Raw genomic sequence first — 26,053 nt, 5'->3', positions numbered from 1 at the left:
CCGCGAGCTGTGACGAGATGTAAAGAGTTCTTCCCATACCCCCGGACAGCGCGCCGGAGTACGGTAAACTCGCCGCACCCATGACGTTGCGCGCGGGGTGCCCACGCGCCCAGTTCACCAGGAATCGATGTCAGTCGAACGTATTCAGCAACATTTCCGCGACAGTGCCGCGCTTCACGCCGAAGCGGCCGATGCGCTGTCGCTGCCGATCGCAGCCGCGGTCGACGCGATGTTCGCCGCGCTGGCGAACGGCAACAAGATCGTCGCGTGCGGTGACGGCCCGTCGGCCGCCGCCGCGCACTACCTCGCCGTGTCGCTCGTCGGCGGCTTCGAGCGCGAGCGCCCGGGCCTGCCCGCGATCGCGCTGGCCACCGATGCGTCGCAGGGCGGCCTCACCGGCGCGTCCGCCGCCGACCAGCTGTTCGCGCAGCAGGTGCGCGTACTCGGGCAGACCGGCGACATCCTGCTGGTGCTCGATGCGAGCGGCGCGTCGCCGCGCGTGCTGGCCGCGATCGGCGAAGCGCACGAGCGCGAGATGACCGTCGTCGCGCTGACGGGCGGCGACGGTCACGCCGTTGCTGCCGCGTTGTCCGACACCGATATTCCGATCAGCGTGCCCGCCTCGCGCGCGGCGCGCGTCCACGAAGTCCATCTGCTGACCATCCACTGCCTGTGCGACGGCATCGACGCGATGCTGCTGGGTGAGGATTGAACGAAGGAGAGCCGTCGATGAATCAAAGCCGCGTCAAACAGACGCTCGTCAGAACCACGTTGCTCGCCGCGCTGACGGCGGGCCTCGCGATGTCGCTGCAGGGCTGCGTGCTCGGCGTGCTCGGTGCGGCGGCCGGCGGCGGCGCGCTGATCGCGACCGATCGCCGCACGCTGGGCGCGCAGACCGAGGATCGCGAGATCCAGGTGAAGTCGCTCACGCAGATCAACAACGGGCTGCCGGACCAGTCGCACGTGAACGTGACCGTGTTCAACCGCCGCGTGCTGCTGACGGGCGAAGTGCCGAACGACGCATCGAAGCAGCGCGCCGAGGAAATCGTGCGCGGCATCAACAACGTGAACGGGATCGTCAACGAGCTGTCGGTCGAGCCGGCGTCGTCGCTGTCGTCGCGCGCGAACGACTCGTATCTCGAAGGGCGCGTGAAGTCCGAGTTCATCGCGACGAAGGGGCTGTCGGCGAACTACTACAAGGTCGTCAGCGAGCGCGGCAACATCTACCTGATGGGCCTCGTGACCGTCGACGAAGGCAATCGCGGCGCGGATGCCGCGAGCCAGGTGCCGGGCGTCGAGAAAGTCGTGAAGGTGTTCCAGTACATCCAGCCGCAGGACGCGCAAGCGCTGCAGGCCGCATCGCCGGGCAGCGCGTCCGGCGCGCAGGCCGCCGCGGCGCCCGCGGATGCCGCGACGGTCGGCGCCGTGCCCGATGCGTCGGTCCAGTCGACGCCGCTGCAACCGCCCGCGCCGATCTCGAATTCGTCGAACGTGCACCCGGGCAATCCGAAGGCGACGCCGCAATGAAGCCGACGCAGATGAAGATCACGCAATGGATGGTGCAGGCCGCCGCGGCCGCGGCGCTCGCGGGCGGTGCGCTCGGCACGGCGCACGCGGACGTCGGCGACGGCCTGAAGGTCGCGCGCAGCAACGCGTGCATGGGCTGCCACGCGGTGGACCGCAAGCTCGTCGGCCCGTCGTTCAAGGACATCGCCGCGCGCTACAAGTCCGACCCGCAGGCGGTCGCGAAGCTGTCGAAGAAGGTGAAGGAAGGCGGCTCCGGCGTGTGGGGTGCGATTCCGATGCCCGCGCACCCGCGGATGAGCGACGCGGATCTGCGCTCCGTGGTCGAATGGGTGCTCGCCGGCGCGCCGTCGAAGTGACGTGCGACGGGTGACGGAACCCCTATTGCCAAGCGCGGAAATGCCTGTGTATGATGGACGACTGTTGGGGCGGTAGCTCAGCTGGGAGAGCGTCGCGTTCGCAATGCGAAGGTCGGGAGTTCGATCCTCCTCCGCTCCACCAACGGAATTCCGGTATCCCGATGCTTTTCAAAAAAACCCCGCGGAGCGCTGCTCCACGGGGTTTTTTGCATTTCGACACGTATTCTGTCCGTCTCCTTTTCATTGCCGTCCGGAACCATCGGTGCTCCGGCCGCGCCCGCCCCGTCGACACTGCCGGTAACGCGTACTCGCGCTCTTCCGGTCCGCCGCGCAGTCGATTGCCCAATCTCAAAAATACAAACGTGTACATTCGCATACGATCGCACTATGCTTTGATCAATTGACTCGAAGAGGTTGCATATCATGCAAACCGTATCGGTAAGAATCCCCGAGGAGGATCTCGCGTGGCTCGTCGAATTGCAGCTGCCGGACGCGACGAGTCCGAGCGACAAGATCCGTGCGCTGATCGCGGACGCACGCCGCCGTATCAAGGGCGCCCACGACTTCGCCAGGTGCGCTGCGCTGTTCAGGGAGCAGGTACGGCCCGTCCTCGACGCGGTCGAAGCGTATGAACACGAGACGCATCACCATTCCGAACTCGTTACGCTGCTCGCGGCGCAGTTGCCGGACCTGATGGCGAGCCTCGTGACGGCGGCGCCCCCGGGCCGGGCGATCGCCGAAGCCGCAGGCGAGCTGGAAGCGCGATTGACCGCAAAAAGCATGCGGATGTTGCTCGGTTTGTTACGCCTGGCCGTGACCGGCAATCCTCCCGCGTATCATCGCGCCGTTCTCGATCCGTACGTGCGCGAAGTCAAGGAACTGGCGAATCTCATTCAGCCTTCACCGGCAGCGGGCTGAGCCGCCTGTTCGAACCACAAGGAGTGACAAGTCGTGACGACAGAACATTTCGGTACCCGGGTCAAAAGGCTGTTGACGGCCAATGTGCATGCGCTGATCGGTTCGCTGGAAACCCGCATGCCCCAGGCGATCCTCGAGCAGTATCTGCGCGAGTTCGACGACGTGATCGGTCAGGCGCGCGTGGCGCTCGGGCGGCACGAAGCCGCGCGCTACCAGGCAGCGAAAGCGATTGCGCGCATCAACAACGAAATAGAACGGCTGAACGACCTTTTGGGCACCGCACTCGCGCGGAGCGACGATGAAGCGCTGCGTGCGGGTGCGGAGCGCCAGATCGAACTGGAGGATCAACTCGGCGTGCTTCAGCAATCGCTTCACGATGCGAGCGAGCGTGCGCAGGTCGCCGAGTCCGAACTGCTGGGGCTACGTGCCAAGCGCGGTGAGATGGAAGTGGGTCTTCGCGAATTGATCGCGGCTCGCGCAGCCTGCACCGGCCCTGCCACGGGCGAGCCCCAGCCGGACAATGGGGCGGCGATCGATCCGCGAGCAGAGCAGCTCGAACATGGCTTCAACCGGACAATCGCCGGCGCGACCAGCGTAGCAGGGCTCGGAACCGCTGCATCGTCCGCCGATCCGTCGCTGTTGCATCGCCTCGAGGTTCTGCATAAGGAGCAGCGCATCGAAGAGCGGATCGCACGCCTGAAGTCCCGGCCGGGCGGAATGGCGGGCGACGTGTCCTGAGCGCCAGTCCGTGAACCTGAGAGCAAAACGATAATGACATCTTCACTGCTGCTGCCGGGCAACGCGCCGTTCATCGTCGCAATCGGCCTGATGGGGGCCATCGGGGTCCTGGAATGCCTGTCGATGCTGTTGGGGCTTAGCCTCACCGAGCATGCGGGCACGCTGCTCGTGCTGCATTTCGGTCTCGACCACGTGGATGGCGGCGCGGACGCCGGCGTCGTGGGGCAGTTTCTCGGCTGGCTGCACGTGGGCCGCGTCCCGCTGCTGATTTTGCTGATCCTCTTTCTGCTCGGCTTTTCGGTTGTGGGATTCGCATTACAGGCTGCGTTGCACGCGATAGCCGGCTTCATGATGCCGGCTGCGCTGGCAGCAGGACTGGCAGCGCTGGCGGCGCTACCGTTTGTGCGGCACACCGGCAAGCTCGTCGCGCTCATTCTCCCGCAGAGCGAAACCACTGCGCTGTCCGAAGTCGAATTCGTGGGCCGCACTGCGCGGATCGTGACCGGCGAAGCATCGGCAGGCAATCCCGCCGAAGCCAGGCTCGTCGACGAACACGGCCAGGCGCATTACGTTCGGGTCGAGCCGGACGAGGCCGGGCGATTGTTCGCGAAAGGTACGACGGTACTGCTCGTCTCGCGCATTTCTGGTTCGCACTATCACGCCATCGAAAACCCGCGGCCCGAACTGCTCTGAATCGCTCTTCGCCAACGCGCCGTCGTCATTCTGGACGGCGCGAGGGCGCATGTTGCTATCACCATCCGTAATACAGGAGTCGAACAAACATCATGATGAATGCACTCTCATACTGGGGCGCTGTCGCATTGGCAGTGATGGTGGGTCTTTGCGTGATCGGCCTGATCTTCGCGCGCCTTTACGTGCGCGCGTCCGCCGAACGGGCTTTTGTCCGTACCGGCCTCGGCGGACAGAAGGTGATCATGAGCGGCGGCGCGGTGGTGCTACCGGTCTTTCACGAGGTGATCCCGATCAACATGAATACGCTGAAGCTCGAAGTGAGCAGGGCGACACGGGACAGCCTCATCACGAAGGATCGGATGCGTGTCGACGTCGTCGTTGCGTTCTTCGTGCGGGTCAAGCCGACCGAGGAAGGCGTGTCGACTGCGGCGCAGACGCTCGGCCAGCGCACGCTCGCACCGGAGAACCTGCGCGCGCTCGTCGACGACAAGTTCGTCGATGCGCTGCGCTCGACCGCGGCGCAGATGACGATGCAGGATCTGCAGGACGCACGCGAGAAGTTTGTGCAGGGCGTGCAGAATACCGTCGCGGAAGATCTGACGAAGAACGGTCTCGAACTGGAGAGCGTGTCGTTGACCAACTTCAACCAGACGTCCAAGGAGTACTTCGATCCGAACAACGCGTTCGATGCCGAGGGCCTCACGAAGCTCACGCAGGAAACCGAGCGTCGCCGCAAGGAGCGCAACGAAGTCGAGCAGGACACCGAGGTGGCCGTGCGCGAAAAAAATCGCGACGCGTTGTCCCGGAAGCTCGAAATCGACCAGCAAGAAGCGTTCATGAAGCTGGAGCAGGAGCAACAGGTCAAGACGCGTACGGCCGAGCAGAATGCGCGCATCGCCGCGTTCGAGGCCGAGCGTCACCAGGAGGCCGAGCAGAGCCGGATCGTAGCCGAGCGGCAGATCCAGGAATCGGAAATCCAGCGTGAGCAGGCACTGCGCACGCGCAAGGTCGAGGCCGAGCGCGAAGTCCGAGTAAAGGAAATCGAACAGGCGCGTGTCACGCAGATGGCAGCGATCGAGCAGGCGAAGGTAACGGAGATCGCGCAGCAGGAGAAGGCCATCGTGATCGCCGAGAAGTCCGAGGCGCAATCGCAGGCGCAGGCGCGAGCGAGTGCATCGCTCGCGGATGCCGTGCGGGCCGAACAGCAGGTCGAGACCACGCGCCGGACGGCCGAGGCCGACCGGGCGAAGCAGGTCGCGCTGATCGAGGCCGCGCAGGAGGCGGAGACGCAGGCCGTTCACATCACGACGCAGGCGCGGGCCGAGCGCGACGCTGCGCAGATGCAGGCCGCCGCAATGGTGGAACTGGCGGAAGCGGCGCGCAAGAAGGGGCTCGCGGAGGCCGAGGCGCAGCGCGCGCTCAACGACGCGATCAACGCGCTGTCGTCCGACCAGACCAGCCTCAAGTTCAAGCTGGCGCTGCTGCAGGCGCTTCCGGCTGTGATTCAGCAGACCGTCGAGCCGATGAAGTCGATCGACGGCATCAAGATCATTCAGGTAGACGGGCTTAATCGTTCCGGGAGCACCGATGGTACGGTCGCCGCCGCGACGGGCGGCAACTTGGCCGAACAGGCAATGTCGGCCGCGCTGTCTTACCGCGCGCACGCGCCCCTGATCGATTCGCTGCTTGGGGAGATCGGCCTGTCTGGCGGATCGCTGCAAGGGTTGGTGCCGGGTGTCCGCCCGGATGCACCGCCGGTAGCGAACGTCGTCCACATGGCCGTGCCGCCCGAGTCCGGCAGCGGCGCGGCTTAACCCTCGATGCAGATGCCGCCGGGCCGGTCGGATGGTATGGCACGGGCCGTGCGGTTACCGCAACGCTGCCCGCGGTCACGTCACCCCCGCCCGAAACTCGGCCGCTTCGGATCGTACGTCCACCCCGGCACCAGATACCGCATCGCCATCGCATCGTCGCGCGCCGTGCCGCCGACCTCGCGATACAGCGCGTGCGCGGCTTCGACCTGCGCCATGTCGAGCTCGATCCCGAGCCCCGGCCGCTCCGGCACCGCGACCTGGCCGCCGACGATCCGGAGCGGCTCGCGCGTGAGCCGCGCGTCGCCTTCCTGCCAGATCCAGTGCGTATCGATCGCGGTGATCGTGCCGGGCGCGGCCGCCGCCGCATGCGTGAACATCGCGAGCGACACGTCGAAGTGATTGTTCGAGTGCGAGCCCCACGTGAGTCCCCAGTCGCGGCACAGCTGCGCGAGCCGCACCGAGCCCTGCATCGTCCAGAAGTGCGGATCCGCGAGCGGAATGTCGACCGCCTGCAGCCGTACCGCGTGATCCATCTGCCGCCAGTCTGTCGCGATCATGTTGGTCGCGGTCGGGATGCCGGTCGCACGGCGGAATTCGGCCATCACCTCGCGGCCCGAATAGCCGGCTTCCGGCCCGCACGGATCCTCCGCATACGCGAGCAGATGGCCTTGCCCGCGGCACAGCGCGATCGCTTCGGCGAGCGACCACGCGCCGTTCGGGTCGAGCGTCGCGCGTGCGTCCGGAAAGCGCGCCTTGATCGCCGCGATCGCTTCCATCTCGTCCGCGCCGGCCATCACGCCGCCCTTCAGCTTGAAATCGGCGAAGCCGTAGCGTTCGACCGCGGCCTCGGCCTGCTGCGCGATCGCCGCCGGCGTGAGCGCCGCTTCGTTGCGCAGCCGGAACCACGGATCGGTCGCGTGCGTGTCGTCGCGATACGGCAGGTCGGTGCGGCGCCGCTCGCCGATGTAGAACAGGTACGCGAGCATCGGCACCGCGTCGCGCTGCTGACCTTCGCCGAGCAGCGCCGCGACCGGCACGTCGAGATGCTGGCCGAGCAGGTCGAGCAGCGCGGCCTCGATCGCGGTGATCACGTTGTCGAGCCGCAGGTTGATCTCGTGCGGCTGGCGCAGCACGGCCGCCTCGCCGGCCGACGTCACTTCGTGGCGGATCGTGCGTCCGGCCCCCGCACCCGCGCCGGACAGCGCCGCGCGCACCGCGTTCAGCGTCGCCTGATAGCGCCCGATCGACTGGCCGACGACGAGGTCGGTCATTCGTTCGAGCGCCTGGCGGATGCCTTCGCCGCCGGGCACTTCGCCGACGCCTGTGTGGCCGCTGCTGTCGTCGAGGATCACGAGGTTGCGCGTGAAATACGGCGCGTGCGCGCCGCACAGGTTCAGCAGCATGCTATCGCGGCCGGCGACGGGGATCACCTGCATGCGCGTGACGCGCGGCGTGCCGGCGCGGCTGGATTCGGACATCGGTTTCGCTCCTGGTTCCGGTAAGGCACGGGCCGCCGGATGCGCCGGCGCGGCCCGCGCCATTCAGTTCAGCTCGACGCGGCGGATCTCGCCGACGACGAACAGGTAGCAGATCACGGCGACGAGCGCGTGCGCGACGACATACACCAGCGCGCCGTTGAACGAGCCGCTGCGGTCGACGATATAGCCGATCGCGATCGGCGTCGTGATGCTGGAAAGATTGCCGCACGTATTGAGCAGCGCGCCGCTCAAGCCGGCGATCTGGCGCGGCGCGGTGTCGGCGTTGACGGCCCAGCCGAGCGCGCCGAGCCCCTTGCCGAAGAACGACAGCGCCATGAACACGACGACGAGCACGTGCGAATCGGTGTAGTTGCAGACGATCATCGACATCGACAGCAGCATGCCGATCACGATCGGCACCTTGCGCGCGATCGACAGCGACCGGCCCTGCTTGAGCAGCGCATCGGACACGATGCCGCCGAGAATCCCGCCGAGGAAGCCGCACACGGCCGGAATCGACGCGACGAGTCCCGCGTTGAGGATCGACATCCCGCGCGCCTGCACGAGATAGACCGGAAACCACGTGATGAAGAAATACGTGAGCGCGTTGATGCAGTACTGCGCGACGTACACGCCGACGAGCATCCGGTTTCTCAGCAGCGCCTTCACGTGACGCATCGACGGGCCGCCGTCGCGCGCGCCGGTCGCCTGGTCGATGTTGACGAGCGCGCCGCCGTCGCTCAGATAGTCCAGTTCGGCGCGATTGATCCGCGGATGCACCTTCGGGTCGTACATCGTGCGGTTCCACACCAGCACGAACGCGAAGCCGAGCACGCCCATCACCGCGAACACCGACTGCCAGCCGAACGCGTGCACGAGCCAGCCCATCAGCGGCGCGAACACGACGGTCGCCGCGTACTGCGCGGCGTTGAAGATCGCCGATGCGGTGCCGCGCTCCGCGGCCGGGAACCACGTGGACACGATCCGGCTGTTGGCCGGGAACGATGGCGCCTCGGCCGCGCCGACGAGGAAGCGCAGGCCGAACAGCAGCGCGAACGCGGCCGCGCCGCCGAAGAAGCCGATGCCGCCTTGCAGCAGCGTGAACAGCGACCAGAAGAAGATGCTGAACGCATAGACGATCCGCGACCCGAAGCGGTCGAGCAGCCAGCCGCCCGGCAGTTGCGCGACCACGTACGACCAACCGAACGCCGAGAAGATGAAGCCCATCTGCACGTGCGTCAGGTGCATCGAGCGGGCCAGCGCCGGACCGGCGATCGCGATCGCCGCGCGATCCGCGTAGTTGATCGTCGTGACCGCGAACAGCACGGTCAGCACGAGCCAGCGCACGCGGGTGCGCCGGGCCGTTGCCGACGCGGATGCCGGCAATGCGTGAAGCGGATTCATGACTGTCTCCTCCGAAGGGCGGAAGGTGCCGTCGTGCGGCTGCGCGTCGGTGCGCGCGTTTTATGTGGCGAGCTTGCCGGCCGGAGGCCGGACGCCGATGCACGGTGGCGGGGCGTCCGGACCATTCTGTCATGGCGAAATTTGCGCTTTCATGCCAATTACTGACTTGATCGATTCAGGATTTGAATCAATCGTGAAATCGCCTGATTTTTACCCGGGCGATATTGACAACCAATTTATACCCGGATAAAAATAGCGCCATTCCGATTTCAGCCCATGGGCGGCCACGATGACGCTTTCCACGTTTGTTCCTTCCTGCACGGCATTCGACGGCCATCGGCGCGTCGCGTCGGGCGCGCTCGCGACGGTGGCGGTCGCGGTCCGGCACGCGTGCGGCGACGCGATGTCCGGCTCGATCGTGATCTTCGACGATGCGACCGGCCGCGCGATCGATCTCGACCTGCGCGGCACCGCGGATGACGTCCGTGCGCGTTACGCACCGGCGCCGGCACCGGCCGATCGCGCCACGCCGGCCGGCGCGCCGCCCGGCGCCGGCGAACAACGCGGCCGCGGCCGTCCGAAGCTCGGTGTCGTGCCGCGCGAAGTCACGCTGCTGCCGCGTCACTGGGACTGGCTCGCCGCGCAGCCGGGCGGCGCGTCCGTCGCGCTGCGCAAGCTGGTCGAGGATGCGCGGCGCACGCACGCGGCGGCCGACCGGCACCGCGACGCGCAAGCGCGCGCGTACCACTTCATGTCGGCGATCGCGGGCGACCTGCCGAATTTCGAGGAAGCCGCGCGCGCGCTGTATGCGGACGATCTCGCGCGGATGGCCGAACTGATTGCCGGCTGGCCGGACGACGTGCGCGATCATGCGCTCGCGCTGGCGCGCGGCGATCTGCCGCCGTCGGCCGAAGACTGCTGACGGAGCGCGCGACGCGATGTCCTCATTCGACCTGAACCGCGGCGCGCTCGCGCCGGTCGCCGACGAAGTCGATCTCGTCGGGTTGCGCGTGACCGGCACGATCCCGCCGGAGCTCGACGGCACGCTGCTGCGCAACGGCCCGAATCCGCCGGGCGGCCGCTTCGAAGGCAACGACGTGCTGTCGTGGTGGCCGGAAGCGGCGATGCTGCACGCGATCGCGTTCGACAACGGCCGCGCGCGTCACTGCGCGCGCAGCGCGTCGACGATGTTCAGCCGCGCGGCGCGCATCGCCGGCAGGAACCCGCCGACGAGCCCCATCACGAGCGAGAACAGCAACGTCTTCACGACGATCGCGGGCGTCAGCACGAAACGGAACGACAGGTCCGCGAAGGTCTGGAAGTTGGTCGTCGAGAATGACGCAAACTCCATCAGCGACGCGCACGCGAGCCCCATCACGCCGCCGACGAAGCCGAGCAGCAGCGCCTCCAGCAGGAACGCGGCAAGCACGTTCATGCGCTGGAAGCCGAGCGCGCGCAGCGTGCCGATCTCGGCGGTGCGGTTCGCGACCGACGCGTACATCGTGATCATCGCGCCGATCATCGCGGCGATCGAGAAGATCGTCGACAGCGTGATCCCGAGGATGTTGATGAAGGTCGACAGCGCCTTCGACTGGTCGCCATAGAAGGTCTGCTCGCGTTTCGCCTCGTCGGTCAGGCGCGGGTCGACGTCGATGTCGGCCTTGAAGCGCGCGAAGCCGTCCGCACTCGGGATGCGCAGCACCATCGACGAATAGCTGGTGCGCCGGAACGACTGCATCAGCTGGTCGACGTCGCCCCAGATCTCCGAATCGAAGCCGCTGCCGCCCGCATCGAACACGCCGACGACCGTCCAGTCGCGCTGCGCGAAATGCAGCCGGTCGCCGAGCTGCGTGCCGCTGAAGCCTTTCGCGATCGCGCTGCCGACGACGATCTCCGACGAACCGGGCGCGAACGGACGCCCGGCCACGAGCTTCACGCGCGGACGCAGCGCGAGCCCGGCCGGCGACACGCCGCGGATCACGACGTTCGACGGCTTGCCGCTCGACGTCTTCACGAGCGAGATCAGCACGACGGCTTCCTTCGACACCAGCGGCCGGCCGTCGGGGCCGAGCGCGACGGCCGGATGCATCTCGAGCGCGTTCGCCTGCTGGTGGTCGATCGCGCTCTGGATCTCGGTTTCCGCGCCCTTGCGGATCACCACCGCGTTGTCCGGTTCGCCGGTCGACACGAGCGTCTGCGTGAGCCCGGCATCGAGCATCTGCACCGTCGCGAACACGAAGATCACGAGCGCCATCCCGCCCGCGGTGAGCGCGGTCGTGAGCCGCCGGGTCCACAGGTTGCGTGCGATGTAGGTGAGCGGAATCGCCATGCTGGTCGTTACCCGATCGCCCGCAAACCCTCGACCACGCGCACGCGGGCCGCCTGCCACGCCGGCACGAGCGCGGCCGCGATGCCGACCGCCACCGAGCACGCGGCCTGCAGCGCCATCGTCCCGGTCGACACCCTGAACACCGGGAAGATGCCGCCCGCGGCCTGCTTGAAGAGGCTCGCGGCCGGCGGCGTCGCGAGCATCCCGAGCGCGCCGCCGGCCACCGCGATCACGACCGATTCGCCGAACACGATCAGCGCGATGAAGCCGGGGCCGAAGCCGAGCGCCTTCAGCGTCGCGTATTCGGCGGTGCGCTCGCGCGCACTCATCGCCATCGCGTTGGCCATCACGGCCGTGATGATCAGGATCACCACGTACGACACGACGCGGATCGCCGCGATGATCTGGTTCGACATCGCGACAAAGCCGAGCTGGAACGCCTGCTCGGTCTCGGTCAGCGTTTCGGCGAGCGAGTTCCTGAATACCGCGTCGACGTTGCGCGCGATCGCGGCGCCGTCGTCCGGGTTCGCGACGCCGAGCACGAACACGCCGACCTGGTCGGCCTGCTTCGGCGTGCGCTTGCGCACCGTCTCGTTCAGATAGTCCCAGTGGAACACCAGCTGGCGCGTGATCGTCGAGTCGTCGCGGCCGTCGAGGATGCCGCGCACGACGAAATCCCACGTGCCCGGATAGATCGTGCCCTTCAGCGGAATCACGTCGCCGATCTTGAAGCCGAACTGCGTCGCGAGCTGGCGCCCGACGAGGCAGCCGCGCCGGTCGCGGTCGTAGTCCGCGCGCTGCTGCGCCGGCAGGATGAATTCCGGATACAGGTCGAGGTAGTTCTCCGACACCGCGAAGCTCGCGAAGAAGTTCTTCGGATCGCGGTACACGCCGCCGAACCAGTTCGAGCGCACCACCGCCGTCACGCCGTCGACGCCGCGGATCCGGTTCTCGTAACTGACCGGCAGCGGGAACACCAGCGAGATCGCGTTGCGCGTGACGAGCCGGCCGCTGGACGCGGCGGCCGCGCCTGCGTACCACGCGTCGACCACCGTATGCAGCAGCCCGAACGCGAGCACCGCGATGGTCAGCCCGAGCACGGTCAGCAGCGTGCGCAGCCGGTGCCGCAGCGCGTTGCGTGCGATCAGCTTCAGCACGTACATCGTGCGCGCTCGCGTCGGTCAGCCCGCGTGCCCATCGATCAGCTCCCCTTTTTCCAGATGCACGAGCGAGCGCGCGGCGCCGGCCGCGTGCGCATCGTGGGTCACCATGATGATCGTCTTGCCGAGTTCGGCGTTCATCCGCTGCAGCATCGCGAGCACGTCGGTGGCCGATGCGCGGTCGAGGTCGCCGGTCGGCTCGTCGGCAACGATCAGCACCGGATCGGTGATCAGCGCGCGCGCGATCGCGACGCGCTGCTGCTGGCCGCCCGACAGCTCGGACGGATAGTGGCTCGCGCGATCGCCGAGATTTACCATGTCGAGCACCAGCTCGACGCGCTCGCGCCGCTCGCGGCGCGACAGATGCGTGAGCATCAGCGGCAGCTCGACGTTCTCGAACGCGGTCAGCACGGGCATCAGGTTGTAGAACTGGAAGATGAAGCCGACGTTCGCCGCGCGCCAGTCGGCCAGCTGCGCTTCGTCGAGCTGCGAGATGTCGAGGCCGCCCACGCGCAGCTCGCCGCTGTCGGGCCGGTCGATGCCGGCCACCAGATTGAGCAGCGTGCTCTTGCCGGAACCGGACGGGCCCATCAGCGCGACGAAGTCGCCTTCGCCGATGTCGAGCGTGATGTCGGTCAGCACCGGCACGACCTGGTTGCCGCGCCGGTACGACTTCGCGACGTGGCTGATCTCGACGAGCGGCGGCGGGGCGTCGTTCACGCTTGCCCCGCTACTTCTTCGCGACGGTCACTTTCGCGCCGTCCTTCAGCTTCGCACCCGGCGCGAGCACGACCGTGTCGCCCGGCTTCACGCCGCGGATCGCGACGAGCTCGCCGATCCGCGCGCCTTTCGTCACCGCCGTCGCATGCACGGTGTCGTCCTTCACGACGAACACGACCGGCCGGCCGTCGCGCTCGACCACGGCGCTCGCCTGCACGGCCGTCACCGGCTGCCGGTCCTGCGGCGACGCGGGCTTCGACAGGAACGCGATCTTCGCGCTCATGTCGGGCAGCACGCGCTCGTCGCGGTCGACGAAGCGCACCTTCACCAGCACGGTGGCCTTCGAGCGGTCGACCGTCGGCACGATCCGCGACACGCGGCCCGCGAAGCGCAGGTCGGGCAGCGCGTCGAGCTGGATTTCACACGGCTGCTCCGCACGGATTTTCGCGATGTTCGATTCGGCGACGTCGGCCTCGACCTCGAGCGTGTCCATGTCGGCGATCGTCACGACCGCGCCCTTGCTGTCCGACGCGGACGAGAACGGCGTGATGTTGTCGCCGACGTTCGCGTGCTTCGCGAGCACGATCCCGTCGAACGGCGCGCGGATCACCGTCTGGTCGACCGCGACCTGCGCGGCCTGCGCGTTCGCTTGCGCGGATACGATCGCTGCCTGGTCGCTGTCGACCGTCGCGCGCGCCTTGTTCACTCGGGCCGTGTCGGTGTCGAGCTGCGCGGCCGGCACCGCGCCTTTCGGCGCGAGCGCGGCCGTGCGGCGCAGCGCGATCTGCGCGTCCGTCAGTTCCGCCTGCGCGACGCCGAGGTTCGCGCGGGACACCTGCACCTGCGCGCGTGCCTGCGCAAGCGACGCCTGCACGTCGCGGCTTTCGAGCCGCGCGATGATCTCGTCCTTCTTCACGCGTGTGCCTTCGAGCACGCCGAGCCATTCGACGCGCCCCTGGCCCTTCGACGCGACGGCGGCCTTGCGCTGCGGCACGACGTAGCCGGTCGCGTTCAGCTGCGTGTCGTTCTGGTACGGGTACGCGGACGTGACGGACGTCGTATCGACCGTCGGCCGGCCGGTGAGCGCGAGCGCGGCGGCGATCGCGGCGATGACGAGCGCGGCGACGACCGCATAGCGGACCCAGCGGCGCCGGCGTGGCGCGGGCGCCACCGGACGCCGGTCGATTTTCAGTTTGTCCAGATTGTGATCGGGCAATTTGGGCGCCTCGCGTCGGCGGCGGTCGCGTGACCGGCCGCGATCCGGTTGGATCGGAAGGAGGCCAGTATAGCGTCGCCGCGGCGCGCGCGAGAGGCGGTTTGTCGGACGATTGACGCACGCGCCAGACGCCCGTCGCGCGGGCCTGAACGCCGCGCCCCCGGGGAAACCCGAGGGATGCAAGCAACGTGTCAACTCGGCGCGCGGGCGATGCGTTATGGAGCCAGTGCGTCAGTAATCGATCGAGGCGGAACGGTGCGAACCGGTCCGTCCGGCGGCGACCGGCAACCCGGCGCGACTGACGTTCCGATGCGGATGCCTCGCATCTCTTACCGGTACGTTTGACTTTTTCTCCGCTAAAGGAAGAACAATGAAGAAGACGCTCGCTTCGATCATGACCGCAGCATTCGCTCTCGCATCGGTTTCGGCATTCGCACAGGCTTCGGCCCCGGCCGCCGACACGTCGGCTGCTGCACCGGCACCGGCCAAGAAGGATCACAGCAAGCCGAAGCACGCGCTGAAGCACCACGGCTCGAAGAAGGGCCAGGCGAAGGCTGCAGCCGCATCGGCCGCCGGCACGAACGACGCAGGCGCGCAGAACTAAGCACGCTTCGCCGGGGCCGGCATTGCCGGCTGCCCGTCGCGAAACCCCGCACGCCCCGGCCTGCGGGGTTTTGTTTTTTCTGGCGTCCGCCGGATGGTGGGGATTGCCGGGGCGGCATCCGGCGGCGCCGCGCATCGCTCCGGCCTGCGGCGTTCCGTTTTTCAGGCGTCCGCCGAGTCGGCCGGACTCGCGCCCGGCGGCGGCGCGCGCATCGCATCGACCACCGCGCGCATGCGTCGCCAGTGCGACCCTTCCCAGAACACGCGCCGGCACACGTCGCAAGCGGCAAAGCGCCGATGCCGCTCGCGCACGCCGGGCGGCACGCGCGGCGCCGCGTCGGCCGCATCGAGCGCGTGCAGCGGCGCGTTGCAGCGCAGGCACAGCCGGAACGGCCGCATGTGCGGCGCGAGGTCGAGCCGCGTGAACAGCTCGCGCAGCTGCGCATCCGGCTGCTGCGCGTGCAGATAGCAGCCGCGCACGACCGCGCGGCGCTTCAGCAGCTCGCGGTCGCGGGTCAGCACGATCCGGCCTTCGCGCGCGGCGAGCGCGACGAGCGCGTCGTCGCGGTAGTGGTTGTCGTAACACGTGTCGAAGCCCGCGAGGCGCAGCAGTTGCGCGAGACCGCCGAGGTGCGCGTCGGCGACGAAGCGCCAGCGCTCGGGCTGCGGCGGCAGCGGCACTTGCGCCGCCGGCTGTGCGCGTTCCGGCTCGACGTCGATGCGGTCACCGTCGGCGAGCGGCCGGTCGAGCGCGGCCGGCGCGCCGTTCACGCGGAGCCGGCCGATTTCCGTATGCGGGACGCCGAGCGCCTCGATCGCATGCTTGACCGTCGCGTCGCGCGCGAACGCGTGCACGAACGCGCACCCGCGCTGCGCGGGCGCGAGAAACGCGTTCAGCTCGTCGTGGAAGCGAAAGGTCGCGGTCGCCATCCGCGCAGTATCGCACCGCGCACGGCCGGTCGGCGGGGGGCTGCAGGCGGCGTCCATCTGTGTTTAACTCCCCGCTTCACGAGTCGAAGGAGCGGGCAATGGATCTCGGATTTATCGGGCTGGGCGAAATGGGGCAGGCGATTGCGACGAACCTGCTGAAGGCGGGGCACACCGTGCGGGTCTGGAACCGGTCGCGCGAGCGTGCCGAGCCGCTCGCCGCGTTCGGCGCGCAGATCGTCGCGTCGCCGGCCGACGCGTTTCGCGGCGACGTCGTATTCTCGATGCTCGCCGACGATGCGGCCGCACGCGCGGTATTCGACGACGCGCTGCTCGCGCAGGCGCCGCGCGGCCTGATCCACGTGAACATGGCGACCGTGTCGGTCGCGCTCGCCGAATCGCTCGCGCACGCGCATGCGTCGCGCGGGCTCGACTACGTGGCCGCACCCGTGATGGGCCGCCCGGACGTCGCGGCCGCCGCGCGCCTGACGATCATGGCCGGCGGCCCGGCCGAGGCGATCGACCGCGTGCAGCCGCTGTTCGACGCGATCGGCCAGAAGACCTGGCGGTTCGGCTCGCTGCCGCAGCACGCGAACGTCGCGAAGATCGCCGCGAACTTCACGCTCGCGTCGGCGATCGAGACGCTCGGCGAGGCGTCGGCGCTGCTCGGCGCGCACGGCGTCGCGATGCGCGACTTCCTCGACGTGATCACGAACAGCGTGTTTCCGGGGCCGGTCTACGCCGGTTACGGCGGGATGATCGCCGAGCGCAGCTACGAACCCGCGCGTTTCAAGGCGCGCCTCGGGCTCAAGGACGTCCGGCTCGCGCTGGAGGCTGGCGATGCGGCGTCGGTGCCGCTGCCGGTGGCGAGCGTCGTGCGCGACAGCCTGCTCGATGCGCTCGCGCACGGCGGCGGCGAGCAGGACTTCGCGGTGCTCGGCGAAGTCGCGCTGCGCCGCGCGGGCCGCTGACGCCGCGCGGGACAGAAACGCCGCGCACACGGCATAATCGGCATTTCGTTTCTCTTTCGGCTGAGGCGCGCATGAACCTGCATACGTGGTGGCTTTTCGTGGCGACGGTGTTCGTCGTGTCGGCGATTCCGGGCCCGAACATGCTGCTCGTGATGACGCACGGCGCGCGGCACGGGCTGCGCCGCTCGTCGGCGACGATGGCCGGCTGCCTGAGCGCGCTGGTACTGATGCTCGCGGTGTCCGCGGCGGGGCTGGGCGCCGTCCTCGAGGCGTGGCCGGCGATGTTCAACACGCTGCGCTTCGCGGGCGCCGCGTATTTGATTTATCTCGGCGTGAAGGCGTGGCGCGCGCGCGTCGACGATGCGCCGGCCGCCGACGTCGATGCGGTGTCGCACGGCGCGTCGGCATCGCGCTGGGCGCTGTTCCGCAACGGTTTCCTGGTCGCGGGCAGCAACCCGAAGGCGATCCTGTTCGCGGCCGCGCTGCTGCCGCAGTTCATCAATGCAGCGGAGCCGACGCTGCCGCAGTTCGGCATCCTCGTCGTCACGTTCGCGGTGATCGAGGTCAGCTGGTATCTCGTCTACGCGTCGTTCGGCACGCGCATCGGCGCGACGCTGAAGAGCCAGAGCGTCGCGAAGATCTTCAACCGGCTGACGGGCGGTCTCTTCGTCGGTTTCGGCGCGATGATGGCGCTGGTCCGTCACTGATTCAAGCTTCCGCGGCAGATGCCGCCGCGGCCTGCCGGACGCCCCGCGCCTCGCTTGAGGGCGGGGCGTTTTCACGTCCGCGCCCCGTTACGCCCCGATCACGCGCGCGGCCATGCGGTCGCACCGGTCCGGCGCCCGGCCGACACGCCGAACGCGGCGGCCGCGCCCGCGAAGGCGAAGCCCACGCCGCATACGGCGCTCCAGCCACCCCACGCCCACGCGCTGCCCGCGAGCGCCGCGCCGAGCGCGCCGCCGACGAAGAACAGCCCGACGAACAATCCGTTCAGCCGCCCGCGCGCGGCCGGGTTCAGCAGGTTGATGTCGCGGCGGCCGATCGTCTGGTCGACGATCACGCCTGCATCGAGCAGCGCCGCGCCGCCGGCCAGCAGCGCCAGCGCGGCGCCGCGGTGCGCGTGCGCATCGAAACCGAACCAGCCCGCGCCGGCGACGCCGAGCACGGCGAGCGCGACGAGCATCGTCACGTGGGCGAACCGCTGCGCGGCCGGGCCGTGGCCGCGATCGCCGGCGCGGCCGGCCAGCGGCGTGACGATCGCGCCGCTCGCGCCGGCAAACGCGAACAGCGCGATTCCGTGCAGGTCGAGGCCGAACGGCGGCTGCGCGAGCCGCAGCCCGACGGCGGTCCAGAATGCGCTGAACGCGGCCATCGCGAGCGCGGCCGACACGGCATGGCGGCGCAGCACCGGCTCGTCGGCCAGCAGGCGGCCCATCGACGCGAGCAGCGCGCGATAGCCGGCCGTCGCCGTCGGCACGCGCGGCGGCAGGCGCCGCGCGAGCACCGCGGCGATCGCCGCGTTCGCGAGCGCGGCCAGCGCGTAGAACGCGCGCCAGCCCGCGGTGCCCGCGATCAGGCTCGCGAGCGGCCGCGACAGCAGGATGCCGAGCATCAGCCCGCTCATCACGTTGCCGACCGCGCGGCCGCGCTGCGCTTCGGGCGCCATCGCCGCGGCCATCGGCACCAGCATCTGGATCACGCTCGACGCGGCGCCCGCGGCCAGCGTCGCGAGCAGGAACACGGTGCCGGAGCGCGTGAAGGCCGGCAGCGCGAGCGCGGCCGCGCACGCGACGAGCGTCGCGACGATCAGCCGGCGGTTCTCGAGCAGGTCGACGAGCGGCACCAGCAGCACGAGGCCGGCCGCGTACCCGAGCTGGGGCAGCATCGCGACGAGGCCCGTGAGGCCCGGTGGCAGGTGCAGGTCGGCGGTGATCGGGCCGGTCAGCGGCTGCGCGGCGAACAGATCCATCACGATCACACCGACCGTCGCGGCGAAGAAGAGCGTCATGCCCGCGCTCAGCGCGGGCGCCGCGCCGCGTGCGGGGCGGCCGGCGGCGGGGCAGGAATCGGCAGGGCAGTTCATCGGAAACCCGGGTCGTTGATTGCAGGAATCCCCATCGTAGGTGCCCGATGTTTATGCGACAATTGAAATATGTCTAACATGATTATGCGAGTTTGATTTGAATACGCGTGATCTCCAGGCGTTCGTCGCGGTGGTCGACAGCGGGTCGATGGTCGCGGCGGCCGCGAAGCTTCATCTGACGCAGCCGGGCCTCACGCGGCGCGTGCAGAACCTCGAAACGCTGCTGGGCATGCCGCTGCTCGAGCGGCAGAGCAAGCCGCTGAAGCCGACTGCGGCCGGCCGCGACGTCTATGCGCTCGCGCGCAACGTGCTCGGCGCGGTCGACGAACTGATGGCGGCCGGCGCGCCGGACAGCGAGCCGTCCGGCGAGTTGCGCATCGGCGTGCCGCCGTTCCTGTCCGAACTGGCGCTCGAGCGGCCGATCGACCGGTTGCGCGACGCGTTTCCGCGCCTGACGCTGCGCGTGACGGCCGGCTGGTCGCCGGCGCTCGTGCAGGCGATCGAGCGCGGCACGCTGGATGTCGCGACGGTGATGGTGCCGGCGAGCGCGGCGCTGCCCGACACGCTGACGGCCACGCTGCTCGGCACGCAGCCCACGGTGCTCGTCGCGGCGCGCGACTTTCCGCTGCCGGACGGCCCGCTGTCGCTCGACGTGCTGTCGCGTTTCCCGTGGGTGCTGAGCCAGGACGGCTGCGGGATGCGTTCGGCGCTGAGCCGGGCGCTGGGCGCGGCCGGACTGCCGTTCGACGTCGCTGTCGAGGCGTTCGGCTCGGAACTGCAGCTATCGCTCGTCTCGCGCGGCGCCGGGATCGGGATCGCGCCGCCGAATGCGCTGGCACGCAGCGCGCATCGCGATGCGCTGAGGGTGGTGGAGACGGCGGGGCTGGAGACGCGGATCAACGTGTGGATCGTGCACGGCGCGCTGCCGGGCCGGCTGACGCGGCCGGTCGCGCTGCTGCGCGACGCGCTCGGCGAGGTGCTCGAGCGGGAGAACCTGAAGGGGTCGGATGGCGGCTAGCGATCTAGAGCGCGCATTCGAGGGAAAATCCTTATTTTCTCTACGGAAATGTTGCAATGCGGAAACCGATTCGCTATAGTTACACCTGTCTCCTCCATGTCTCCTCTGATATGGATTCAGCCCGCCTCTTAGGCGGGCTTTTTTTTGCCCGCGTTTTTGGCGCGAGCCATCCACTCGTCTTCCGTCCGTCCTCCGTCTTCCGCGTCAGAACTTGTACGTCATCCCGACGTAGCTGATGATCGGGTCGGCCTTCAGGTCCGATTTCGACTCGGAGAGCACCGTGCCGTCCGCTGCCTTGATCGTCACCGTCGACGTCGTCTTCAGCGGGATGTAGGTCACCGATGCGACCAACCCGAAATGCTCGGTCATGTTGTACTGCAGGCCCGCGTTGAACACCGGCTGCCATGACGACGATGCCTTCGCTTCCACCGACGTCGTGCCCGGCTTGCCCGCGCCAGCCGCGAGAATCGCGCCGAGGTTGTCCTGCGTCTGCTTGATGAAGTTCGTGTTGAGCTGCAGGTCGCTGAACCAGTTGTACGACACGCCGAGCCCGAGGAACGGCCGGAACTTCGCGTTCGCCGCCCCGAAGTAGTACTGCAGGATCGCTGCCGGGCTCCACTGCCGCACGCTCTTCACGATCGGGTTCACCGATCCGAGCCCGATGTTCTGCGTGCCGAGCGCGCCGGCCGGGCCCGGCGGCTTGATCGTGCCCTGGCCCGACACCTTGAACACCGGCGGCACGCCGGCCACCGACGTGACCGCGATGTGGTCGGTCAGGAAGTGGCTGATCGTCAGGCCGACCGTATCCGCGCCGCTCGTGCGCAGCCCGGTGCCCGGCGACGTGAACGACGGCGGCAGCCGCAGCGGCGTGTTGATCGGCGTCGGCGCGACGTTGGTCGTCATCGGCGTGCTGCTTTGCTGCGGCATCACGTGGAACCAGCCGAGCGTGACGACGTTGCTGCCGGCGCTCTGCGCGTACGCCGCGAGCGGCGCCAGGGCGGCGGCCCCGGCCGCCGCGCAGAGAAGAGTCTTCTTCATCACGGCTTGCCTCCGCTTACTGGACGAACGCGCCGATCGTGAAATACGGCGTCGAACCCGCGTTGTCGAGGAAACCGAACACGCCACCGGTGAAGATGAACTTGCCGGTCGGCGACGTGCTGCCCGAACCCGTGTGGATCGTCGTGACCGTGCCCGGCACCTTCTGCGTGTAGTCGAGATCGAGCGCGGTCGCGAGCGACGCCTGCGACGGCTGGAACGGATCGAGCAGCGTGGCCTGGTTGTTGATCAGCGCGGTGGTCCGGTAGTCGAACTGGCTGTCGACGCCGATGTATTCGCCGTTCTGCGACCCGGCCGCGATCGCCGTCTGCGGCGCGAGGATCGAGATGCTCGATTCGTCGTCGGCGGTCAGGCCCGGCACGCCGTTGCTGTCCGGCGTCGGGTTCGGGTTCGCGACGCCCGTGCGTACGAGGATCGGCACCAGCTGGTTGCGCAGCTTGCCGACGATCATGAAGCCCTTGCCCTGCGGCGTCGCCGACAGCGTCGGCTTCAGCTGGCTCGCGTAGTTGTTGCTCTGGAACGCGCCGCTGCCGTCGGCCGACTGCACGAAGTTCGTGCCCTGCTGCATGCACGCGCCGGCGAACTGGCCGGTCGTGTCGCACTTCGTCCACGTGCCGTCCGCGTTGATCGTCACCTTCGCGTCGATCGACGCCGGCGCGAACTTCTGCGACGGCACTTCGCCGAAGCCGACGTGGCTGTACGTGCCCGCGACCTTCGTGATGTCGGTCTCGATCGACGAGAAGCCGATGAACGGGTAGTACGGGAATTTCGTGTCGGGCACCGCGGCCTGGCCGAGCACGCCGTCGAACTGGATCTCCTTGCCGGGAATCGTGCCGCCCGCGACGCCGAAGCCGACGAAGATGCGCGCCGGACGCGACGCATCGAGGCTCGCGCCGTTCAGCCGGAACGCGCACTGGTTCAGCTTGTTGGTCGGCAGCAGCGTTTCCTGCGTGAGCGTGCCGCTGTCGACGGTGCCGGCGCGGGTCGGCGTGACGGTGCCGGTCTTTTGCGGAACCGGCGATTCGATATAGGTGACCTGCCAGGTCATCTTGGTCGTGTCGAGCTGGACCTTGGCGAGCTCGCCGCTGCCGGCGCCGCCGGTGAACACGGTGCTGTAGTCGAGCGTCGCCGGGCACAGCCGGTCTTCGACGAGCGGCGGCGGATTGTCGCCGTCGCCACCGCCGCCGCATGCGGAAAGAAGGGGGGCGGCAAGGGCCGCCGCCAGAACGAGGTTGCGCTTCATGTTGCTCCTCCAGATTTGTCTTGTCCGGCGGCCAGCTCCCTGTCGGCCGCTTCTGTTGCTTGTACTCGTGCTGCCCGCGCGGTGCGGGGCGCCGTCGTTTCGTGCCTTCCCTGCATTGCGCGGCGACGGCCGGGCCGCCGCCGCGTCCCCGATCGCTACTTGCTGATCTGCGCGCCGACGCCGAAGTACGGTGTCGACGACGTGCTCGAATTCGCCGACGTCGACGTGACGCCGCCGTTCACCGTGCCCTGGATCAGCGCCGCATAGAGCCCGCCCGTCGCGATCACGACGCCCGAGGCGGACGGGTAGGTCGCGCCGCTCGCCGGCGTCGTCGCCGTGTTCAGCAGGCCCGGCGTCGCCTGGCCGTAGTCGAGCGTGAAGCCGTCTTCTTCGGCCTGCGTGGTCGGGTTGATGAACGAGGCGTTGCCGCCGCGGATCAGTGCGGCCGTGTACTTGAAGTTCGAATCCGCGCCCGCGTAGCCGCCGTCGATCGCGCCCGACTGGATCGCCGTCGCCTTGCCGAGCACCGCGATGCCCGATTCGTCGTCGACCTTCGCGTCGGTATGCAACGCCGCGTCGGTGCCGAGATACACGTAGCCCGTGCGCACCACCACCGGCACCGTCGCGCCGTTGAGCTGGCCGATCACCATGTGCGCGGTCGCCGATTTGCCCGTCGCGCCGATGAGCGGCAGCTTCGTCTGCGGCAGGATCTGCGGCGCCTTCGTGCTGTCGAGGTAGCCGCCGTTCGCGGTGTTGACGGTCCACGGATCGCCGGTCGTCAGGCAGCCGCCCGAACTCGTCGACGTGCACGCTCCGTTCGCGTCGAACGTCTCGCTCGAGTTCACGCCCTTCGTCGCGTAGTTGCCCGACGGCACGAGGTGATAGAGCAACGCGTTGTAGGTGCCCGGCAGTTTCGTGAGGTCGGTCGTCGTGCTCGCGAAGCCGAGGAACGGATAGAAGTCGAAGTGACGGTTCGGGACCTGGCCGACGTTCTTGTAGACGGGAACGCCGAGGACGCTGATCGTCAGCCCGTCGTACTGCACCGTCGCGCCGGGGATCCCGCCGCCCGCGACGCCCATGCCGACCAGCAGCATCGGCGGATTCGCCTGGTTGAAGTCGGCGGCCGTCGAATAGGTGGAACCGTTCGGCGCGGTGCCCGAACCCGGCGTGAGGACGAACGCGCAGCGCGTCTGCTCCGCGGTGGGAAGCGTGCCGGTCGGCGGATGAACGACCTTGCCGGTGATCGTGGTGCCGGCGCGGCTCGGCGTGACCGTGCCGGTCGCGAGCGGAATCGGCGACTCGAGCCACTTCAGCGTGTACGTCATCGCGACCGCGTCGATGTTGACGCTGACGATCTCGCCGCTACCGGCGCCGCCGAGGTACGTGCTCTTCACGATGTCGGCGTCGGCCGGACACAGCGCGCCGTTGACGGGCTGCGAGGGCGGCGGTCCTTGCGTGCCGCAGCTCGATCCGGAACATTGAGGGGTGTTGATCGGCGCGAGCGAGCCGCCGGAATCCCCTCCACCACAGGCAACCAGGAAAGGGGCGATGGCAAAGGCCGTTGCCACCCCCTTCGATAAGGCGTGCGACATGCCGCTGTCTCCAATCGTTTAATTGTGCGAGCTAATGTCGCTGCGCGGATTTTTGCTGTCAATTGATGAACTCGTCTAAAAAAGCCGATTGAAACGAAAGGCGCGTCATGCGTCCTTGCCGGATCGGGCTTTCAGTAAGAATTAAAACGGGTGGACGGCGCTAGAGTGCTGCTTGAGTGGGGTTCCTGCCACGGCCGGACGGGGGCCCGGGGCCTTCCCGCGTATAACGGCAGTGTTTAAAGCGGCGGTATCCGGTTTATCCCTATTCGGGATGGACTGGAGAAAAGGAGGGTGAAATTTATTTGCCGGTATTCGCGCAATGGAAAGCTTGTAAATATTTGTAAATGCGTGAACCGGATTTTATTTATTGCCTCGCGCGGGCAAATAAAAAGCCGGCCAGCGGCCGGCTTTGCATCGGATGCAAGCAGGATCAGCGCTTGAGGCCCGTATCCTCGGCGGCGCCGATGTTGAGGTTCATGCACTGGATCGCCGCGCCCGACGCGCCCTTGCCGAGGTTGTCGAGGCGCGCGACCGTGACGAAGCGCTCTTCGTTGCCGAACACGAACAGGTCGACGCGGTTCGTGTCGTTGTTCGCCTGCACGTCGAAGAAGCCGCTGTCGAGGTTCGCGTCCGCATTGAACGGCGCGACGCGCACGAACGGTTCGTCCGCGTAGTACTCGGCGAACACGCGCTGCACGTCCTGTGGCGTCGCGCGCTTCGCGAGCTGCTCTGGCGAGAAGTACGTCGTCACCGCGAGGCCCTTCAGGAACGGTCCGACGATCGGCGTGAAGATCGGCGCGTGCGCGAGACCCGTGTGCGCGGCCATTTCCGGCAGGTGCTTGTGCGCGAGCGCGAGCGCGTACGGCCGCGGGCTCGCGAGCTTGCCGCCCGGCGCCGCGTTTTCGTACTCCGCGATCATCGACTTGCCGCCGCCGCTGTAGCCGGTGATCGAGTAGCTGTGCGCGGCGAAGCTCGGCGCGACGATGCCCGCATCGACGAGCGGACGCATCGCCAGCACGAATGCCGACGCGTGGCAGCCCGGCACCGCGATGCGCTTCGACGTGCGAATCTTTTCGCGCTGCGCGCGGGTCAGTTCCGGCAGGCCGTACGCCCAGTCGGCGTTCGTGCGGAACGCGGTGCTCGCATCGATCAGCGTCGTGTTCGGGTTCTCGACCAGCGATGCCGATTCGCGCGACGCGACGTCCGGCAGGCACAGGAACGTGACGTCCGATGCGTTGATCAGGCGGCGGCGCTCGTCGACGTCCTTGCGCTTCGCTTCCTCGATGCGCAGGATCTCGATGTCGTTGCGCGCCGACAGGTATTCGAAGATCTTGAGGCCGGTCGTGCCTTCCTGGCCGTCGACAAAAACTTTGGTGCTCATTTCGCTCTCACTGAATGAAACGGGAGCCGCGGGCGCCCTGAAACCGCCATTTTAAGACGTCATCCGGCGGCCCTGCACCGCACGGGGCGAAAAAAAGACGGCCCGCGGGCCGTCTTGTGTCCCTTTGGCCCGCCGCCGCGCCGCGCAGCCGCGCCGGCGGCGGTGCGAGCGGGAAGGCGGGCGCGCGCGGGCGCGTTCAGCGGCCGCCGGCCACCCAGCGCGCCGTCGCTTCGGCGACGCGCCGGCCGAACGCCTTCGCGGTCTCGAGGTCGCCGGGCAGCGGGCCCTCGTCGGGCGTCGCGTCCGCCGGCGACTGCGCGAGCAGGCCCGTGAAGCCGCCGACATAGTTGATGTCGTTGCGCGTGGCCGTCTTCGAGTTGGCCGGCATCATGCCCGTGCCGACCCACACCATCCCATGCTGCATCGCCAGCGTGACGAAATACTGAATCGTCGAGAACTTGTCGCCGTTCATCGTCGCCGAGTTCGTGAAGCCCGCGGCGATCTTGTCCTTCCACTTCTGCGTGAACCACGGTTTCGACGTGGCATCGGCGAACTGCTTGAACTGCGCGGACGGGCCGCCCATGTAGGTCGGCGCGCCGAAGACGATCGCGTCCGCCGCGTCGAGCGCGGCCCAGCCCGCGTCGTCGAGTTCGCCGACGGCGATCAGGCGTGCGGTGGCGCCGGCATCCTGTGCGCCCGCGTGGACGGCGTCGGCCAGTTTCTGCGTGTGACCGTAGCCGCTGTGATAGACGATGACGATGTTCGACATGAAGCGTTCTCCGGAAGGGGGCGACGCGGCGGGCGCGCGGCCTGCCGCGTCACGCGC

The 26,053-nt window shown here is 68.3% G+C and carries 25 protein-coding genes, 1 tRNA gene and 2 pseudogenes; 15 read left to right on the top strand and 13 right to left on the bottom strand.

Translation table 11 applies throughout. The features are described from left to right. Positions 1–127 precede the first annotated feature (127 nt). The 8 genes from Q3A80_RS28180 (at position 128) to Q3A80_RS28145 (ending at position 6,046) form a co-directional block, all read left to right on the top strand. A complete protein-coding gene (locus Q3A80_RS28180) occupies positions 128–712 on the top strand; it encodes an SIS domain-containing protein (protein ID WP_446332093.1) in 585 nt (194 codons plus the stop codon). A 17-nt stretch (positions 713–729) separates the two neighbouring features. Beyond that, complete coding sequence (locus Q3A80_RS28175) at positions 730–1,527, top strand: BON domain-containing protein (RefSeq protein WP_446332092.1); 798 nt, start codon at positions 730–732, stop codon at positions 1,525–1,527. Then, on the top strand, positions 1,524–1,883 hold the full coding sequence (locus tag Q3A80_RS28170) for a c-type cytochrome (RefSeq protein WP_446332091.1): 360 nt from the start codon (positions 1,524–1,526) through the stop codon (positions 1,881–1,883). Before Q3A80_RS28175 ends, Q3A80_RS28170 begins: the two co-directional genes overlap by 4 nt. A gap of 66 nt (positions 1,884–1,949) precedes the next feature. Beyond that, positions 1,950–2,025: transfer RNA gene (locus tag Q3A80_RS28165), tRNA-Ala, on the top strand. Positions 2,026–2,360: 335 nt separating this feature from the next. Further along, positions 2,361–2,801, top strand: a complete 441-nt coding sequence (locus Q3A80_RS28160) for a hypothetical protein (protein WP_446332090.1) — start codon at positions 2,361–2,363, stop codon at positions 2,799–2,801. 33 nt (positions 2,802–2,834) lie between these two features. After that, a complete protein-coding gene (locus tag Q3A80_RS28155) occupies positions 2,835–3,539 on the top strand; it encodes a PspA/IM30 family protein (protein ID WP_446332089.1) in 705 nt (234 codons plus the stop codon). Between the two features lie 33 nt (positions 3,540–3,572). Next, entirely contained in the window at positions 3,573–4,232 is a 660-nt protein-coding gene (locus Q3A80_RS28150; RefSeq protein WP_446332088.1) for an OB-fold-containig protein, read from the top strand. 92 nt (positions 4,233–4,324) lie between these two features. After that, the gene (locus Q3A80_RS28145) at positions 4,325–6,046 is read left to right on the top strand and encodes a flotillin family protein (protein ID WP_446332087.1); all 1,722 of its coding nucleotides are present in this window, start codon (positions 4,325–4,327) and stop codon (positions 6,044–6,046) included. Positions 6,047–6,126: 80 nt separating this feature from the next. Here Q3A80_RS28145 and Q3A80_RS28140 read toward each other — a convergent pair whose 3' ends face one another. Together Q3A80_RS28140 and Q3A80_RS28135 are read right to left on the bottom strand one after the other, a co-directional pair. Further along, positions 6,127–7,524 (bottom strand): enolase C-terminal domain-like protein, encoded by a 1,398-nt coding sequence (locus tag Q3A80_RS28140; RefSeq protein WP_446332086.1) that lies wholly within the window; start codon positions 7,522–7,524, stop codon positions 6,127–6,129. A gap of 63 nt (positions 7,525–7,587) precedes the next feature. Further along, positions 7,588–8,928 carry an MFS transporter gene (locus Q3A80_RS28135; RefSeq protein ID WP_446332085.1) on the bottom strand — a complete coding sequence of 447 codons (1,341 nt, stop codon included), beginning with the start codon at positions 8,926–8,928 and terminating at the stop codon, positions 7,588–7,590. Here Q3A80_RS28135 and Q3A80_RS28130 point away from each other — a divergent pair. The 3 genes and pseudogenes from Q3A80_RS28130 to Q3A80_RS28120 all read left to right on the top strand — a co-directional run. Continuing rightward, positions 8,927–9,178, top strand: a complete 252-nt coding sequence (locus tag Q3A80_RS28130; protein WP_446332084.1) for a hypothetical protein — start codon at positions 8,927–8,929, stop codon at positions 9,176–9,178. The genes Q3A80_RS28135 and Q3A80_RS28130 overlap by 2 nt on opposite strands. A gap of 39 nt (positions 9,179–9,217) precedes the next feature. Continuing rightward, the gene (locus Q3A80_RS28125) at positions 9,218–9,850 is read left to right on the top strand and encodes a DUF2239 family protein (RefSeq protein WP_446332083.1); all 633 of its coding nucleotides are present in this window, start codon (positions 9,218–9,220) and stop codon (positions 9,848–9,850) included. 16 nt (positions 9,851–9,866) lie between these two features. Beyond that, positions 9,867–10,214 (top strand): annotated as a pseudogene (locus Q3A80_RS28120) (carotenoid oxygenase family protein); the annotation flags it as partial. Here Q3A80_RS28120 and Q3A80_RS28115 read toward each other — a convergent pair. From Q3A80_RS28115 to Q3A80_RS28100, 4 genes and pseudogenes are all read right to left on the bottom strand, one after another. Then, positions 10,175–11,257, bottom strand: a pseudogene (locus tag Q3A80_RS28115) (ABC transporter permease); the annotation flags it as partial. The pseudogenes Q3A80_RS28120 and Q3A80_RS28115 overlap by 40 nt on opposite strands. Positions 11,258–11,265: 8 nt before the next feature. Further along, positions 11,266–12,420, bottom strand: coding sequence for an ABC transporter permease (locus Q3A80_RS28110; protein ID WP_446332082.1), 1,155 nt, complete (start codon positions 12,418–12,420; stop codon positions 11,266–11,268). Positions 12,421–12,438: 18 nt separating this feature from the next. Continuing rightward, positions 12,439–13,137, bottom strand: coding sequence for an ABC transporter ATP-binding protein (locus Q3A80_RS28105; protein ID WP_446332081.1), 699 nt, complete (start codon positions 13,135–13,137; stop codon positions 12,439–12,441). A 10-nt stretch (positions 13,138–13,147) separates the two neighbouring features. Next, positions 13,148–14,353: an efflux RND transporter periplasmic adaptor subunit gene (locus Q3A80_RS28100; RefSeq protein WP_446332080.1), complete on the bottom strand. Its 1,206-nt coding sequence runs from the start codon at positions 14,351–14,353 to the stop codon at positions 13,148–13,150. Positions 14,354–14,723: 370 nt separating this feature from the next. Here Q3A80_RS28100 and Q3A80_RS28095 point away from each other — a divergent pair, with 370 nt between their 5' ends. Next, positions 14,724–14,957 carry a hypothetical protein gene (locus Q3A80_RS28095; protein ID WP_446332079.1) on the top strand — a complete coding sequence of 78 codons (234 nt, stop codon included), beginning with the start codon at positions 14,724–14,726 and terminating at the stop codon, positions 14,955–14,957. Between the two features lie 161 nt (positions 14,958–15,118). Here the strand turns inward: Q3A80_RS28095 and Q3A80_RS28090 are convergent, their stop codons facing one another. Further along, positions 15,119–15,886, bottom strand: a complete 768-nt coding sequence (locus tag Q3A80_RS28090) for a Mut7-C RNAse domain-containing protein (RefSeq protein WP_446332078.1) — start codon at positions 15,884–15,886, stop codon at positions 15,119–15,121. Positions 15,887–15,984: 98 nt separating this feature from the next. Between Q3A80_RS28090 and Q3A80_RS28085 the strand changes: the two genes are divergently transcribed. Together Q3A80_RS28085 and Q3A80_RS28080 are read left to right on the top strand one after the other, a co-directional pair. Then, complete coding sequence (locus Q3A80_RS28085) at positions 15,985–16,854, top strand: NAD(P)-dependent oxidoreductase (RefSeq protein ID WP_446332077.1); 870 nt, start codon at positions 15,985–15,987, stop codon at positions 16,852–16,854. A 71-nt stretch (positions 16,855–16,925) separates the two neighbouring features. Further along, a complete protein-coding gene (locus tag Q3A80_RS28080; RefSeq protein WP_446332076.1) occupies positions 16,926–17,561 on the top strand; it encodes a LysE family translocator in 636 nt (211 codons plus the stop codon). 98 nt (positions 17,562–17,659) lie between these two features. On the opposite strand, the gene Q3A80_RS28075 is transcribed toward Q3A80_RS28080, so the two are convergent. Further along, positions 17,660–18,937, bottom strand: coding sequence for an MFS transporter (locus Q3A80_RS28075; protein WP_446332075.1), 1,278 nt, complete (start codon positions 18,935–18,937; stop codon positions 17,660–17,662). Positions 18,938–19,034: 97 nt separating this feature from the next. On the opposite strand from Q3A80_RS28075, the gene Q3A80_RS28070 reads away from it, so the two are divergent. After that, a complete protein-coding gene (locus tag Q3A80_RS28070) occupies positions 19,035–19,955 on the top strand; it encodes a LysR family transcriptional regulator (RefSeq protein WP_446332074.1) in 921 nt (306 codons plus the stop codon). Between the two features lie 204 nt (positions 19,956–20,159). Here Q3A80_RS28070 and Q3A80_RS28065 read toward each other — a convergent pair whose 3' ends face one another. The 5 genes from Q3A80_RS28065 to Q3A80_RS28045 form a co-directional block, all read right to left on the bottom strand. Next, entirely contained in the window at positions 20,160–20,993 is an 834-nt protein-coding gene (locus Q3A80_RS28065; RefSeq protein ID WP_446332073.1) for an OmpW/AlkL family protein, read from the bottom strand. Positions 20,994–21,009: 16 nt separating this feature from the next. Beyond that, positions 21,010–22,254: a DUF2957 domain-containing protein gene (locus tag Q3A80_RS28060; protein ID WP_446332072.1), complete on the bottom strand. Its 1,245-nt coding sequence runs from the start codon at positions 22,252–22,254 to the stop codon at positions 21,010–21,012. A 155-nt stretch (positions 22,255–22,409) separates the two neighbouring features. Next, positions 22,410–23,846 (bottom strand): DUF2957 domain-containing protein, encoded by a 1,437-nt coding sequence (locus tag Q3A80_RS28055; RefSeq protein WP_446332071.1) that lies wholly within the window; start codon positions 23,844–23,846, stop codon positions 22,410–22,412. Between the two features lie 430 nt (positions 23,847–24,276). Then, positions 24,277–25,227, bottom strand: a complete 951-nt coding sequence (gene argC / locus Q3A80_RS28050) for an N-acetyl-gamma-glutamyl-phosphate reductase (RefSeq protein ID WP_446332070.1) — start codon at positions 25,225–25,227, stop codon at positions 24,277–24,279. 196 nt (positions 25,228–25,423) lie between these two features. Then, positions 25,424–25,996 (bottom strand): flavodoxin family protein, encoded by a 573-nt coding sequence (locus tag Q3A80_RS28045; protein ID WP_446332069.1) that lies wholly within the window; start codon positions 25,994–25,996, stop codon positions 25,424–25,426. Positions 25,997–26,053 lie beyond the last annotated feature (57 nt).

Source organism: Burkholderia sp. SR8 (assembly GCF_052851275.1).
This window is presented reverse-complemented; position numbering and strand designations above follow the sequence as displayed.